Annotated in this window: 13 protein-coding genes and 1 tRNA gene; 5 read left to right on the top strand and 9 right to left on the bottom strand. The window is 33.9% G+C overall.

The genetic code is table 11. From position 1 onward, the window contains the following. Positions 1-111: 111 nt before the first annotated feature. Positions 112-2,145, bottom strand: a complete 2,034-nt coding sequence (gene metG, locus VIX88_RS02330; protein WP_064971062.1) for a methionine--tRNA ligase — start codon at positions 2,143-2,145, stop codon at positions 112-114. 136 nt (positions 2,146-2,281) lie between these two features. On the opposite strand from metG, the gene VIX88_RS02325 reads away from it, so the two are divergent. Beyond that, complete coding sequence (locus tag VIX88_RS02325; RefSeq protein ID WP_214193996.1) at positions 2,282-2,599, top strand: hypothetical protein; 318 nt, start codon at positions 2,282-2,284, stop codon at positions 2,597-2,599. A 105-nt stretch (positions 2,600-2,704) separates the two neighbouring features. Here VIX88_RS02325 and purB read toward each other — a convergent pair whose 3' ends face one another. Continuing rightward, positions 2,705-4,132 carry an adenylosuccinate lyase gene (purB, locus tag VIX88_RS02320; protein ID WP_064971061.1) on the bottom strand — a complete coding sequence of 476 codons (1,428 nt, stop codon included), beginning with the start codon at positions 4,130-4,132 and terminating at the stop codon, positions 2,705-2,707. An 83-nt stretch (positions 4,133-4,215) separates the two neighbouring features. Next, positions 4,216-5,262, bottom strand: a complete 1,047-nt coding sequence (locus tag VIX88_RS02315) for an ABC transporter substrate-binding protein (protein ID WP_004919854.1) — start codon at positions 5,260-5,262, stop codon at positions 4,216-4,218. Positions 5,263-5,306: 44 nt separating this feature from the next. On the opposite strand from VIX88_RS02315, the gene VIX88_RS02310 reads away from it, so the two are divergent. After that, a tRNA-Arg gene (locus tag VIX88_RS02310) sits at positions 5,307-5,380 on the top strand. 191 nt (positions 5,381-5,571) lie between these two features. Next, complete coding sequence (locus VIX88_RS02305; RefSeq protein ID WP_237190391.1) at positions 5,572-6,120, top strand: Arm DNA-binding domain-containing protein; 549 nt, start codon at positions 5,572-5,574, stop codon at positions 6,118-6,120. On the opposite strand, the gene VIX88_RS02300 is transcribed toward VIX88_RS02305, so the two are convergent. Next, on the bottom strand, positions 6,113-6,991 hold the full coding sequence (locus tag VIX88_RS02300; protein ID WP_127919813.1) for an IS982-like element ISRa1 family transposase: 879 nt from the start codon (positions 6,989-6,991) through the stop codon (positions 6,113-6,115). The two genes, VIX88_RS02305 and VIX88_RS02300, sit on opposite strands and share 8 nt — an antisense overlap. A 192-nt stretch (positions 6,992-7,183) precedes the next feature. On the opposite strand from VIX88_RS02300, the gene VIX88_RS02295 reads away from it, so the two are divergent. Then, entirely contained in the window at positions 7,184-7,741 is a 558-nt protein-coding gene (locus tag VIX88_RS02295) for a site-specific integrase (protein WP_237190390.1), read from the top strand. Between the two features lie 107 nt (positions 7,742-7,848). Here VIX88_RS02295 and VIX88_RS02290 read toward each other — a convergent pair whose 3' ends face one another. Both VIX88_RS02290 and VIX88_RS02285 read right to left on the bottom strand, forming a co-directional pair. Beyond that, positions 7,849-9,687, bottom strand: coding sequence for a hypothetical protein (locus tag VIX88_RS02290; protein ID WP_214193995.1), 1,839 nt, complete (start codon positions 9,685-9,687; stop codon positions 7,849-7,851). Further along, complete coding sequence (locus VIX88_RS02285) at positions 9,677-11,746, bottom strand: hypothetical protein (protein ID WP_214193994.1); 2,070 nt, start codon at positions 11,744-11,746, stop codon at positions 9,677-9,679. Before VIX88_RS02285 ends, VIX88_RS02290 begins: the two co-directional genes overlap by 11 nt. Positions 11,747-11,858: 112 nt before the next feature. On the opposite strand from VIX88_RS02285, the gene VIX88_RS02280 reads away from it, so the two are divergent. Beyond that, positions 11,859-12,737 (top strand): IS982-like element ISRa1 family transposase, encoded by an 879-nt coding sequence (locus VIX88_RS02280; protein WP_127919812.1) that lies wholly within the window; start codon positions 11,859-11,861, stop codon positions 12,735-12,737. Here VIX88_RS02280 and VIX88_RS02275 read toward each other — a convergent pair. The 3 genes from VIX88_RS02275 to VIX88_RS02265 are packed head-to-tail and all read right to left on the bottom strand — an operon-like array spanning position 12,730 to position 14,186. After that, complete coding sequence (locus VIX88_RS02275; RefSeq protein WP_214193993.1) at positions 12,730-13,122, bottom strand: hypothetical protein; 393 nt, start codon at positions 13,120-13,122, stop codon at positions 12,730-12,732. The genes VIX88_RS02280 and VIX88_RS02275 overlap by 8 nt on opposite strands. Then, a complete protein-coding gene (locus tag VIX88_RS02270) occupies positions 13,100-13,306 on the bottom strand; it encodes a hypothetical protein (protein ID WP_214193992.1) in 207 nt (68 codons plus the stop codon). Before VIX88_RS02270 ends, VIX88_RS02275 begins: the two co-directional genes overlap by 23 nt. A gap of 1 nt (position 13,307) precedes the next feature. Next, complete coding sequence (locus tag VIX88_RS02265) at positions 13,308-14,186, bottom strand: IS982-like element ISRa1 family transposase (protein ID WP_214193991.1); 879 nt, start codon at positions 14,184-14,186, stop codon at positions 13,308-13,310. Positions 14,187-14,223: the final 37 nt, after the last annotated feature.

Here is a 14,223-nt window from a genome sequence, read left to right as displayed (position 1 = left end):
AAAAATATTTTATTAGAGTTGTCTTAATTTTTTGCTTAGAGAAATATTTTGTTGAGGTAACATTCCGTATAAAAAAAGCGATTTCAAAAATTTTTGAAACCGCTTTTTATTTTATCCTATCTCTACTCCGTTATCTACTGACTCATCTGGCGTAACAAAAGAAAGTTTGCCGTCTGGCTTCGTGGTAAGTAGTAGCATACCTTGGCTTTCGATACCTCTTATTTTTCTAGGCGTTAGATTTAATAAAATCATCACTTGCTTGCCTACACATTCTTCAGGTGTAAAGCTCTCTGCAATACCAGAAACTACAGTTCTTATATCCACCCCAGTATCTACCTTAAATTTGAGGAGCTTATCCGCTTTTTCTACCTTTTCGGCTTCTAGTATGGTAGCGGTTCTTAAGTCTATTTTGGTGAAATCGTCAAAAGTAATCTCGTCTTTCATTGGCTTGGCGTTAGGGTTTGTTTTTTTATTATTGATTTTGGTTTGCTCTAATTTTTGGATTTGAGCTTCTATGGTTTCGTCTTCTATTTTAGAGAATAGCAAACTTGGCTCGTTAATTTGGTGTCCTTCTGCTAAAAGCACTTTTTGGTTCTCCAATTCAGACCAGTTGCAAAGTTTGGTATTAAACATATTAAGCAACTTCTCCGAACTGAACGGCATAAAAGGTTCTGACAGTTGGGCTAAAGCTACCGCAATTTGAGTTCCTATAAATAGGGTGTTAGCTGTTTTGGCTTCATCGGTTTTGATGGTTTTCCAAGGCTCTTCGGTTTGCAGATATTGGTTTCCAAAACGCGCTAAATTCATAAGTGCAGACAGGGCGTTTCTAAACTCAAATTTCTCTAGATAGTTTTTTATTTCTGTTGCAGCTTTGTTTATTTCTTCTAGTTCTGTTGCGTTGGTGTTGCCTTTAGGCACTCGTCCGTTGTAATATTTGTGAGTAAGCACGGCTACTCGGTTGATAAAGTTTCCTAAAATACCCACCAATTCCGAGTTGTTTTTAGTTTGAAATTCCTTCCAAGTAAAGTTATTATCTTTAGTTTCGGGAGCAGACGACAATAATGCATAGCGAAGCACATCTTGTTGTCCAGGGAAATCTGCCACATATTCGTGAGCCCATACTGCCCAGTTTCTAGAGGTGGAAATTTTATCATTTTCTAGATTAAGAAACTCAAATGCAGGGACGTTGTTTGGCATAATGTAGTCGCCGTGAGCCTTCATCATAGAAGGGAAAATAATACAATGGAAGACTATATTATCTTTCCCAATGAAATGTACTAAATCTGAATTTTCTGATTGCCAATAGTCTTTCCAATCTTTATTGTTCTTCTCTGCCCATTCTTTTGTGAACGAAATGTATCCGATAGGAGCATCAAACCAAACATAAAGCACTTTGCCCTCCGCATCTGGCAATGGTACAGGCACACCCCAGTTGAGGTCTCTGGTCATTGCACGAGGTTTTAAGCCTTCGTTAAGCCAAGATTTTACTTGCCCGTAAACATTAGGCTTCCAGTCGTGCTGGTGTCCTTCAATAATCCATTGGTTCAAAAATCCTTCGTATTCGTTTAGCGGAAGATACCAGTTTTTAGTAGGTTTTAGCACAGGGCTATTCCCACTAAGCATAGATTTAGGATTGAGAAGTTCCGTAGGAGAAAGGGTAGAGCCACATTTTTCGCATTGGTCGCCATAGGCATTGTCATTACTACATTTTGGGCAAGTCCCCACGATGTATCTATCGGCTAGGAACTCTCCTGCTTGTTCATCATAAAATTGTTCGGAAACCTCCTCGGTAAACTTTCCGTTCTCGTACATTTTAAGGAAAAACTCAGAGGCTGTTTCGTAGTGCTTTGCACTGGTAGTTCTGGAATATTCGTCAAAAGAAATTCCTAAATCTTCAAAAGATTTCTTTATGATTAAGTGGTATTTATCTACAATATCTTGGGGCGTTACGCCTTCTTTTTTAGCTCTAATAGTAATGGGAATGCCGTGTTCATCAGACCCACATATAAAGGCAACCTCCTTGCCTGTTCTTCTTTGGAATCTAGCGTAAACATCTGCCGGTATGTACACGCCAGCAAGGTGTCCTATATGTACGGGACCATTAGCATAAGGTAATGCTGCGGTAATTAACTTTCTCTCTGCCATTCTCAATTATTTTTTGCAAAGATAAAATTTTATTGTGATATTCGATAATAAGGGCGATTGCTAAATGTATCCAAATACAAAAAATGCAGCTCTGTTGAGTATCGCATTGTAATGAGTATCGCAAAGCCTTGTATTATTGACCTGTTTTATTAAAAAAGGCAATTACAAACAATCTGCTGAAAGCATTAAAACCAAACGACTTGCCTTACCACCAGATACCCAAGTGTATGGCGGATATAGAGTGAGTACCAATGTTGGTTTTGAGCAACAAGACAAGCTGTTTCTAGAGGTTATAGGTTCAAAAATAGCCCCTAGAGGGAATAATGTTGAGGTTGCAGGGTTAAAATTAGAGGTTATAGGTTCAAAAATAGCCCCTAAAGGGAGTAATGTTGAGGTTGCAGGGTTTGCAGAGCGTTGGTGCATCAATAATAAAAAAATACTACTCTTGGGATAGGGTAGTATTTTTTTGTTTAGTGAGGGAGGATTTATTTAGAATTTAGGCTTTACACTAAGCCTCACTTTTAGACCTTATGTAAACTAAACTTCTACGGATACTATTTTAGACTTTCAGTTCTGCCTTTAATCCCACCATATCCGAATATTTATCTAATATTGGCTGAACTTCATTTTTGATAAATTCTTCGGTTTGTATAGGTGCAAATCCAATAAAGTTTTTAGGGTCTAAAACTTCTGCAAGTTTTGATTTGTCTAGCTTTAAGCTATTATCGTTCATTATTCTTTCTATCAAATCGTTATCCTTACCTTCCATTTTCACCTTTTTGCTCGCTTCCATAGAGTGAACTCTGATGATTTCGTGGATTTCCTGTCTGTCGCCTCCAGCCTTTACTTCTTCCATAATAATGTACTCAGTAGCCATAAAAGGAAGCTCCTCCATAATATGCTTGTTGATTCTGTTTTCGTAAACTACCAGTCCGTTCATAATGTTGTTCCAAATCAACAAAATGGCATCTACCGCAAGGAAGGCTTGTGGAATGCTTAGTCTTTTGTTAGCCGAGTCGTCTAGGGTTCTTTCAAACCATTGCGTTGCAGCCACCATTGCAGAACTAGAAGATAGCGACATTACATATTTAGCCAAAGCCCCTATTCGCTCCGAACGCATTGGGTTTCTCTTATATGCCATTGCCGATGAGCCAATTTGGTCTTTCTCAAAAGGTTCTTCAATCTCTTTTAGATTTTGTAACAGTCTTAAATCGTTAGTAAATTTGTGAGCCGATTGGGCGATGTTGGATAATAAAGCCACTACTTTAGCGTCTATTTTTCTGTCGTAGGTTTGTCCAGAAACGCCAAAAACTTTATCAAACCCGAATCTTTTGGATAGTTCTTTGTCAAGTGTTTTTACTTTTTCGTAATCTCCGTTGAAAAGTTCTAGGAAGCTAGCCGCAGTTCCTGTCGTACCCTTTACTCCTCTGAAACGAAGCGTGTCTAAGAAGAATTCTAGTTCTTCAAAATCTAGGATTAAAGATTGTAACCAAAGGGTGGCTCTTTTGCCCACGGTAGTTAGCTGTGCGGGTTGGAAGTGAGTGAAGCCTAAAGTTGGTAAATCTTTGTATTTTAAGGCGAAGTCGGACAAGCCTTTAATTACATTAACCAGCTTTTTTTTAAGGATAAGGAGTCCGTCTCGCATTTGGATTAAATCCGTATTGTCGCCCACAAAAGCCGAAGTAGCTCCTAAGTGGATAATGGGCTTGGCTAGTGGTGCTACATCTCCGTAGGTGTGTACATGTGCCATTACATCGTGGCGGAAACGCTTTTCGTATTCGGCGGATTTAGTATAATCTATATCTTTAGCCTTGTCTTTCATTTGGTTGATTTGCTCTTCGGAAATGTCTAGACCTAAATCTTTTTCTATTTCGGCTAGAGCAATCCATAGTTTTCTCCAATTTTGAAATTTGTTGTCGTGAGAAAAATTAAAAAGCATTTCTTCGCTAGAATAGCGTTCTTCTAAAGGGTTTTTGTAGGTATTCATCTTTACTTTTTTACTTTCACAAAAATAAGGAAATTTTTAAAAATTGAATTGTTTTATTTATTAGGGAGTTATATGTTTGTGCTTTACTTTAAAGCATTCATATAAGTAAGAGTGTCTTTAGGAAGTAAAGCAGGGTGGAAGATTTTTACATAGTCTTTTAAAACTAAATCGGCTCTTACAACCCCACTTTCAAAGTAGTCGTTGGCTTTGCCTTTTTGTCTTTTGGCGATGTTATAAAGTTTTCCTTTTTTGAAGATGTCCATTTTGGAATAGGACGGATTCATCGCTAATAATTCATTTTTGTATTGATAGTTGGAAAGATTGACCCAATATTCTGCCTGTTTTGATTTAGCATAAACTTCCTCAAAACTTAAAGGTACAGATTGGTCTTTATCCAAATCGTTGAATATATAATTACCTCCCGCATCGTTAAAGTATTTGGCAGCAAAGGTTTTATTTCCTGGCAAGAACCATTGGTTGCCATAGATTTCATTACAAAGGACTTGAGGTTTATGCGGTGTTTTCTGTGCTTGAAGTTTTAAATTATCATAGTTTTGTTTGATGTTTAAATAGCGTTCAGAAGCTTGTTTTTCAATACCGAATAGTTTTCCAAAAATTTTTAGATAAGCCGTTTTTTCTAGTGGTTCGTTTTCTAGATATTCGTTTAGGAAGATGATTTCTATGTTGTTTTTTCGGAGTAGGTTATAGGTGTTTTCAAAATTAGGGATATGATTAGTAATTATAGCATCGGGTTTTAAACTGATGATTTTTTCTAAATCGTATTTTTGCTCGTTACCTACGGTGTGTATTTTTTTAGATTGGATAAGTGCTTTTACCTTTTCGGAATAGACATATTCCTCACTAGAAATACCAATGATATGGCTCTCTAAGCCTAACTCTAGCATATAGCCTAGCATAGAAGAGCTTAATAATACTACTTTTTTTAACGGTAATTTGGCGGCGGATATTTCGGAGGAAAGATTTTTTGTGTTGATGATTACTTTATTATTATCTTCTTGATAATAAGTGTTTTTTGAAATGATAACTTGTTCTTTTGAAAAATTATTAGCTTCTTTTTTACAAGATATAAGAGCTAAACTGCTTATGAGGATAAAAAAATGTGTTTTCATTTTCAAAAATAATAAAAAATTTTCTATATTTGCAAACTCAAAACGGACGCGTAGCTCAATTGGATAGAGCATCAGATTACGGCTCTGAAGGTTAGGGGTTCGACTCCCTTCGCGTTCACTTAAAATAAAGTCCCCTCTAAGGGGACTTTATTTATAAGCAAGATTAACAGATATTTAGGTTTCGGAATTACATTGCAGAGATGGAATAGATAGGTGCTAAAATCCTATTTTTTGTCCCCAGCTTTGTCCCAGAGGAAAATCTTAGTGACACAACCTGTTTAGTTTATAAATCAGATAAAGATTAAAACTATGATTTTAAACTATTCAACACCTAGATTATTTACTCCTTGTCGTAGCGAAAATTATTTTGCTTCGATGAAATATTCATTTTTTCTAAAAAAAGACCATAAAAATAAAGACGGAAAGTATCCACTTTACCTTAACCTTTATATACATAAGCAAAGAAAGCGTATACCTGTAGAGCTCTATATTAAAAATAGAGATTGGAGTCAGACAAAGCAGGAAGTTCTAAAAACTTGTGATCAGCATCACGATTTTAATTTGATATTGAGAGATATTGAAGCCAAAATCAACAAAATAGAAATCCAATACAGACTTACAAATGAACCTTTGACGGTTGATAAATGTGCGGAGCTTCTAAGAAGACCAGATTTAACGGTGGATTTTATTTCTTTCATGGAATACGAGATGCGATTAAAAAATATGGAAGAAAATTCGCTTAAAAATCATTGCTCCGTGCTGAAAAAACTAAAAGAATACACGGCTACCTTATTATTTGCAGATGTAAACGAAACTTTCATTTCAAAGTATAGAAAACTCGTTGTGCATTTTAAATAATACTGATTTTTAGATGATTTAATTTTCTTTGGAAGATAAATTTATTGATATATTGAATAACCGTTGCGGCGGTTATTTTACTGATTATCCTTGTTTTAAAGCCTTCAAAAGTTTTAGCATAGTTTCTTTTAATCATAAATTGGTCGCAAAGTTGAGAGAAAAATGTCTCAATTCGTTTTCGCTTTTTCTTGTACAATGAAAATTGAGGAATATAATCTTTCTGATTACTTCTCATTGGTGTATCTAATTTAATATTAGCATAGTTAAATAAATCTATTTGAACTTTTGCTGATAAATAGCCTCTATCTCCAATTAAAGTACAGTTTCGCATTTGCTCACCACTATCTTTTAAATAGTGGATGTCGTGAACGGATGCAGGGCTTATATCAAAATTCTTAATCACACCATTTAAAGAACATACTGCGTGTAGTTTATAGCCATAGAAATATAATTTCTGTGAAGCACAATAACCATATGTTGGTGAAGAATAGGATTGCTCTTTACAAATTTTTGAACGAGTAGAACGAGCATTTTCACAAACTTTCATTGGCATGCTATCAACGATAAAAATATCTTCAAACTCATTGAACTCCATCGAAATACGCTGTCTAATTTGCTCTGTTTGTAGGGATAGTCTTCGTTTTCGCTTATTGTAAACACTTCTTTCAATTTTGTTTATCAGAGAGTTTGGCAATTTTCTAAATAACTGTAATTCGCTATCAATACTCAAGTATTCAGCAGTAATATTAAGACTTATGACTTCTAAATCGCTCATTTTAGGTGTTCTTCTCTGATAACTAATCAGTTGATTTTCTGAAAAAAGTCCTAAAACTTCCAAAATTCTTTCATATATTTGCTCTAAGTTGTTCATTTATATCGTTTTATAGCAAAAACAATATACTGATTTTCAGTCTAATAAACAACTCTTGTTTTTTTCATTTCATAATGCACAACGGGTTATAGAAAATATTTATCTGCAAAACTAAAAAACCAAGCAGTAACCATAGATAGCAATATAAAGGTTATAAAGCACTACATAAAGCTGGCGAAAAAAAGAGGGGTCATGATAAATGTGGATCTAGAGAGGATAAAGATAAAGCAGCATAGAAGCCATAGAACTAATCTAAGTTTACAAGAGGTAGAGCGTATGAAAGAATACTACTTCTCTAAATTCATAAAACCCACACATAAAATGGTGTTAGGATACTTCCTGTTTAATTGCATGACAGGTCTTAGAATAAATGACTTGCTTAAACTAAAAAGGGAGCAGCTTAATGATGATTATTTTTATTTTTGGAATCAAAAGTCCAAAAAGCAGCAGATATTGATGACCAATGAAACTTGCAGAAAGATATTGGCGGAGGATAGCTCTTTATTTATAAAGCCACCTTCAGCAAAACATATCAACGAAGTGATAAAAGAAATCGCTCTTTTTTTAGGTATAAAAAAGCATCTAGTATGCCATGTGGCAAGACACACATTCGCAACAAATTATCTTAGGAAAGGAGGAAAGGTAGAAGATTTACAAATATTACTAGGGCATTCTGACATCAAAACAACTATGATTTATGTACATATAGTAGAGTCTGAAGCAATCAATACAATGAGGCTTTTAGACTAGCCAGAACTAAGTAATAGGAAAAAAAGTGTAATTGTGTAAGTTTACGATGAACAAATAGATAAAAGCATTTTTGGAAAGTGTAAGTGTATTACACTTTCCCAAAAATACTAAAATGTTTCAGTTTCTATCTCTATTGAGTAGAGATTATTTGTTAACGATTTTTTTGTCCAGCTCTTAATCCAATGCTTACGGTTATAGGCGAAAATAGCAGAGCGGATATTAAAGTTCCTTATCTTGTTTTTCTCACAAATAAAAGTCCATTTGTAGCGGAAATTAGTCAATCTATTCATAAACCAAGGCTCAAGATATTTGGCTAGTTCTTCATCCATCAACCCTTTTTTATTTTGGGCGTGATTATTTCCATTGTTATCTAAACCATCATAATAAACCAACATTAGAGCATTAGAGTTAATCGCTTTAGCTGTGAAAACAGAACGAAACATCGTAAATGGCAGTGATATTACATTTATGTTTATTTCTGTGGCGGTTTCAGGAACACTTCTATAATTTAATCGGTAACCCGTTTCATCAAAATAGATATTCTTTGTAACCACACTTTCTTCATCTGGGAAGGTAATATTAAAAGATACTTTGTCATTGAAAAATCGTGTGGGATTCTCTACCTCAAACATTCTAAAATCTTCAGGTTCTTTGTATTTATCTATCTTTATTTTGTTCATAATAGCCCTGTTGCCTTCAAATTCCAGGTCATAGTTTCTTAAATTTTTAATAGCAGTTACTAGCTCTCCGAAGTTCATCTCTGGGACGGATTTTGATAGATTAACCCTATTGTCATTGTAGATATAGGGTATTGGAACTCCTTCCTTAGTATGCATTCTTTTCGGCAGTATCTGAAGCTGAGCTAGACCTAAATTAACACCATCGTCTGCTACTTTTGAATATCCCATTGCACCTTTGAATTTAAAAATAACCTTCACGCCTTCCTTAGCTTGTTCTTCTGAAATATCTATACTTTGTTGTATATCCGAAGATTGATTGACCGAAAAAGATTGACTAAAGTTTAAGGTAGGAATATTGAGTTCTACTCTGCCACCTCCATCATTAAGCCCTATCTGGGTTTGAAAATGCCCCTTAATATTGTACTTACCTGGGGCGTCTATAAGTATCTCTTTTTGCCATTCGCCAAAATACAAGTTACCATTTACATTTTGATTCAGATATTCTTCTGAATAGACATTAAGTTTGTGTTCTTTTTGAACTCCAGAAGTATGATAAGGCTTACCACTCCATATTAAGCGGTACTTTAGATATTCATCTTCTAGTATTTCACCTTCTAAACGAAACCCTGCATCGCTAAACCCTACCGTCAAAACATACAACAAGTAAGGCAAAGGATGTATGATATTTTTATTATAAACATCGACTTCATTCTCTAATCTATTTCTAGAAAAACCTTTTGTCGTTCGTCCTTCTTGGTTATTTCTATTATTGATGAATGAGTCGAAGTATTTATAGGCTTCATCTTGCAAATTATATTCATCGGTGTATAGTTTAGGGAAGTTATACACCGTTTCGGGATATTTTTTTGTTACAATATCATTGGCGTGATTGTAAATATCATCTACAGCGATATTTAAAAGAGGGAGTTCGGATAGAGGCTTTTCAAAGTTAGGAAGCGTTTCAAAGCCGCTGTCAATTTGTATTTTTAGCATCTCTTTTTTAAACTCAAGAACTTCGAGTTTTCCTTTTCTTAACCTCCCTTCAAACTGATGGATACCTTCATGATAACGCTTTAGTCCAATATTATTCAAAGAGGAATATTGCCCAAACGAACTCAAAAAATCCCTAGAATAACTGATGTCTATGGGAAGTGTGTAGTTGGTCCAGAAAGTATCTTTAAATCTGGGATTTTCTTCTACATAGGTAAAATTGGTGGAGTCCAATGGAATCTCCACACCTGTATTAGTAACGAATTTATCTTGCATCGGTCTTTATATTGAATTCTATATCCATATTAAATTTGCTGCTCACGGTATCAAATATCTCATTTTTCTTAGATGTAGGTTTAGCTATAATCGTATTGCCATCAATAACTATAAAACAGATTCTAGACTTGATAATAGCGTTTATTAGCTCTATTTCTTCTTTGAGTATCCAGCCTGTATTTAGAATAATATTTTCAGTTTCTAAACTTCCATATTTTACATTTCCAGATTCATCAAATATATGTTTGAAGTCGTAATTTTTCTGACATTCTCCAGGGCAGGTAAACCAATCTAAAACTAAATTCTGATTTTCAAAGAAAATATGAATCGCTTTATCTACAGAGGGCAACGGAATAAAGGTTAGTTTCTCTGTGGACAAAACTTCCTTTGTAGCAACATTGAATTTGCTTCTTTCTAGGTTATAGGCAAAAACTTCAAAACTACTGTCATAATTAGGTTTTGGTTCGTTATATACAGAATATAGGCGGTCTATTTCCGTATTATTGGGAGAGGCGGTCGTATTCAGCCTGACAACAGATTGCTCATAAACGCTTCTTGTTGGGAAGTCTGTCCATATAGGAAAGCATTTTGGCGTTTTTCCTGGAGCAAATAATATATGATTTAGAGTAAGAACTGAAAGTTCCTTATCATCTACATCGTATTCCTTAATGGAAATTTTAACGGGAGATAACCCCATTTGATACCCTACTTCAGATAGTGGTTGCAAGTTTTTACAACGAATAAAGAAGTCCTGAACATCATCGCCAGGGTAAAATATAATTTCATTTTTTAGGTAGGTATAAGAATATTCTTGACTCTCTCTATACTCTTCGCCGTAAGCTCTGTAATGTATATCTAACCTAACTTTAGTATAAGATGCTCTAGGATTGGTTTTAGTTAGGGTTACTTTATGTTTATCTAAAGCAAAATAGTAAGGTTTACCATTAAAATCACTTTTGATACCTTCTGCAACACGCAGGTAAACTCTTATTTTTTTGATGATATCTCCAGACTGAAGAACTATATCTCCAGAATAATTCCCTACTTGTAATTGTTGTGAGTTTTTAGTGGTAAAAACTAAGTTGCCATTTTCTATATTAGCCGTTTCTATAAACTGAGGTTTAAGAGGAATTTCTATGGGGAGTTGGTTGGGATTACTAATTGATGATATACCTGTCTTGACCTCATTGTTATTTTTAGCCACAATAAAGTTGAAAACATCAGGAGTTACTTCAAAATCAAAGCTGCGATTTTCTATAACCTTGAGTTCAATAGGATAGGAGAATCTTTTAATAGAAAAGAATCCTCTATCTCGTACTATTAGTAAGCCTTTATAAGTTCCTATATTTAAAGAATTTGTAATATCATTGGCAGATAAAGTAATTTGTTTATCTCCAGAACGATTGGCTGAAAGCCAAGGCTCTATTTGTATATCATCAAAAAAAGTAGCTGTATCTATTATAGTATCTCCAGATAGCTCTTTGGTGCTTTTGTTATAAGTAAGGTATCTAGTGTCATTATCAGTAGGCGGCACTTCTCCATCTCCTTCTTGTACTTCTAAGGAAACTTGTATAGGAGGTTGGTAATGTTCAATATAATGCTCTCCAGAATTATCTATTCCAAACGCCTCTAAATAAATAGAAGCTGAGTAAGTACCAACAGGAAGTTGGCGGAAGTTTTTAAATGAAACACCTATGTTTGCACTTGATAGATTATTGGGAGAGAATACTCCATCAGTATCAAGGGTAGGGGAATCACCAATGATAGAAAAATTCAGCCATTCCACTGAAGTACCAGAATATTCCCCTCTTATCTTAAACTTAACATCATCATAAGGGCATTCATTCCATAAATCAAGTTCTGGAAAATGAACGGCAATACGGTGTCCTGTAGGAATTTCAGCTCCTTGTTTATAAGGAGGCAAGTTAATGTTGTTAGGATAAACAAACCACTCTTGGATGGGAAAGTCTTTATCCTGTTCCTCAAGACATTCAGTACGACCATACTCTGTGGTATACCATCTGACACATACTTTTTCTGTTTTAAATCTAGTCGCCATAAGAGGTGTATTTTAACTTATTTTTACCCGTTGTGCATTATGAAATGAAAAAAACAAGAGTTGTTTATTAGACTGAAAATCAGTATATTGTTTTTGCTATAAAACGATATAAATGAACAACATAGAGCAAATATATGAAAGAATTTTGGAAGTTTTAGGACTTTTTTCAGAAAATCAACTGATTAGTTATCAGAGAAGAACACCTAAAATGAGCGATTTAGAAGTCATAAGTCTTAATATTACTGCTGAATACTTGAGTATTGATAGCGAATTACAGTTATTTAGAAAATTGCCAAACTCTCTGATAAACAAAATTGAAAGAAGTGTTTACAATAAGCGAAAACGAAGACTATCCCTACAAACAGAGCAAATTAGACAGCGTATTTCGATGGAGTTCAATGAGTTTGAAGATATTTTTATCGTTGATAGCATGCCAATGAAAGTTTGTGAAAACGCTCGTTCTACTCGTTCAAAAATTTGTAAAGAGCAATCCTATTCTTCACCAACATATGGTTATTGTGCTTCACAGAAATTATATTTCTATGGCTATAAACTACACGCAGTATGTTCTTTAAATGGTGTGATTAAGAATTTTGATATAAGCCCTGCATCCGTTCACGACATCCACTATTTAAAAGATATTGGTGAGCAAATGCGAAACTGTACTTTAATTGGAGATAGAGGCTATTTATCAGCAAAAGTTCAAATAGATTTATTTAACTATGCTAATATTAAATTAGATACACCAATGAGAAGTAATCAGAAAGATTATATTCCTCAATTTTCATTGTACAAGAAAAAGCGAAAACGAATTGAGACATTTTTCTCTCAACTTTGCGACCAATTTATGATTAAAAGAAACAATGCTAAAACTTTTGAAGGCTTTAAAACAAGGATAATCAGTAAAATAACCGCCGCAACGGTTATTCAATATATCAATAAATTTATCTTCCAAAGAAAATTAAATCATCTAAAAATCAGTATTATTTAAAATGCACAACGAGTTTATTTTTATAAAATTTAGGTGTAAAATTAAATTTTGAAGACTCCATCCAAATTTCAATGCATAAGTAGGCTTTCAGATAGAGTATAATTCTACCAGGTAACTTCTCTATCATCAGTACGCCTTCCAATTCTTCTAAATTAGAAGTTAACAATCTAAAGCCCCACTTACTTATCACTAAATCTAAATCTTTTGGCTGATAATCTTCTGGTAAAGTACCATCAAATACTTTAGCCATAGATCCACAAATAGATAAATCCTCATTTGTAAGCTGCTTAACTTTAGTAAATAAAGCATCGCAGACTTTATTTATTTCGGTATTTTCAAAAATGTTTAATTCTTGAAATGCGTTATAATTTTGTTCTTCTTGCATTTTTGTTTTCTATTTTTTCAAATTGTTTTATCATTTTTTGGAGCTTTCTGCCATTCTCGGCATTTTCTACAATGTAGGCTTCAACACCATCTTCTTTTATATCTGATATCGTTTCCTTAAGCTGAGCTAAAACAGCAATAAGCTGAGGGTCTGTATTTTGGTTATAGATTAACTCGTTGTGCATTTTAAATAATACTGATTTTTAGATGATTTAATTTTCTTTGGAAGATAAATTTATTGATATATTGAATAACCGTTGCGGCGGTTATTTTACTGATTATCCTTGTTTTAAAGCCTTCAAAAGTTTTAGCATAGTTTCTTTTAATCATAAATTGGTCGCAAAGTTGAGAGAAAAATGTCTCAATTCGTTTTCGCTTTTTCTTGTACAATGAAAATTGAGGAATATAATCTTTCTGATTACTTCTCATTGGTGTATCTAATTTAATATTAGCATAGTTAAATAAATCTATTTGAACTTTTGCTGATAAATAGCCTCTATCTCCAATTAAAGTACAGTTTCGCATTTGCTCACCACTATCTTTTAAATAGTGGATGTCGTGAACGGATGCAGGGCTTATATCAAAATTCTTAATCACACCATTTAAAGAACATACTGCGTGTAGTTTATAGCCATAGAAATATAATTTCTGTGAAGCACAATAACCATATGTTGGTGAAGAATAGGATTGCTCTTTACAAATTTTTGAACGAGTAGAACGAGCGTTTTCACAAACTTTCATTGGCATGCTATCAACGATAAAAATATCTTCAAACTCATTGAACTCCATCGAAATACGTTGTCTAATTTGCTCTGTTTGTAGGGATAGTCTTCGTTTTCGCTTATTGTAAACACTTCTTTCAATTTTGTTTATCAGAGAGTTTGGCAATTTTCTAAAGAACTGTAATTCGCTATCAATACTCAAGTATTCAGCAGTAATATTAAGACTTATGACTTCTAAATCGCTCATTTTAGGTGTTCTTCTCTGATAACTAATCAGTTGATTTTCTGAAAAAAGTCCTAAAACTTCCAAAATTCTTTCATATATTTGCTCTATGTTGTTCATTTATATCGTTTTATAGCAAAAACAATATACTGATTTT

The sequence above is a fragment of the Riemerella anatipestifer genome, assembly GCF_035666175.1.
GTDB lineage: Bacteria > Bacteroidota > Bacteroidia > Flavobacteriales > Weeksellaceae > Riemerella > Riemerella anatipestifer_D.
The sequence above is the reverse complement of the archived record's forward strand: the minus strand, read 5'-3'. Positions and strand labels throughout refer to the sequence as shown.

Coding starts and splice junctions, on each gene's coding strand:
- metG (WP_064971062.1), bottom strand. CDS start 2,145: ATGGCAGAGAGAAAGTTAATTACCGCAGCATTACCTTATGCTAATGGT.
- purB (WP_064971061.1), bottom strand. CDS start 4,132: ATGAATACCTACAAAAACCCTTTAGAAGAACGCTATTCTAGCGAAGAA.
- VIX88_RS02315 (WP_004919854.1), bottom strand. CDS start 5,262: ATGAAAACACATTTTTTTATCCTCATAAGCAGTTTAGCTCTTATATCT.
- VIX88_RS02305 (WP_237190391.1), top strand. CDS start 5,572: ATGATTTTAAACTATTCAACACCTAGATTATTTACTCCTTGTCGTAGC.
- VIX88_RS02300 (WP_127919813.1), bottom strand. CDS start 6,991: ATGAACAACTTAGAGCAAATATATGAAAGAATTTTGGAAGTTTTAGGA.
- VIX88_RS02295 (WP_237190390.1), top strand. CDS start 7,184: ATGATAAATGTGGATCTAGAGAGGATAAAGATAAAGCAGCATAGAAGC.
- VIX88_RS02290 (WP_214193995.1), bottom strand. CDS start 9,687: ATGCAAGATAAATTCGTTACTAATACAGGTGTGGAGATTCCATTGGAC.
- VIX88_RS02285 (WP_214193994.1), bottom strand. CDS start 11,746: ATGGCGACTAGATTTAAAACAGAAAAAGTATGTGTCAGATGGTATACC.
- VIX88_RS02280 (WP_127919812.1), top strand. CDS start 11,859: ATGAACAACATAGAGCAAATATATGAAAGAATTTTGGAAGTTTTAGGA.
- VIX88_RS02275 (WP_214193993.1), bottom strand. CDS start 13,122: ATGCAAGAAGAACAAAATTATAACGCATTTCAAGAATTAAACATTTTT.
- VIX88_RS02270 (WP_214193992.1), bottom strand. CDS start 13,306: ATGCACAACGAGTTAATCTATAACCAAAATACAGACCCTCAGCTTATT.
- VIX88_RS02265 (WP_214193991.1), bottom strand. CDS start 14,186: ATGAACAACATAGAGCAAATATATGAAAGAATTTTGGAAGTTTTAGGA.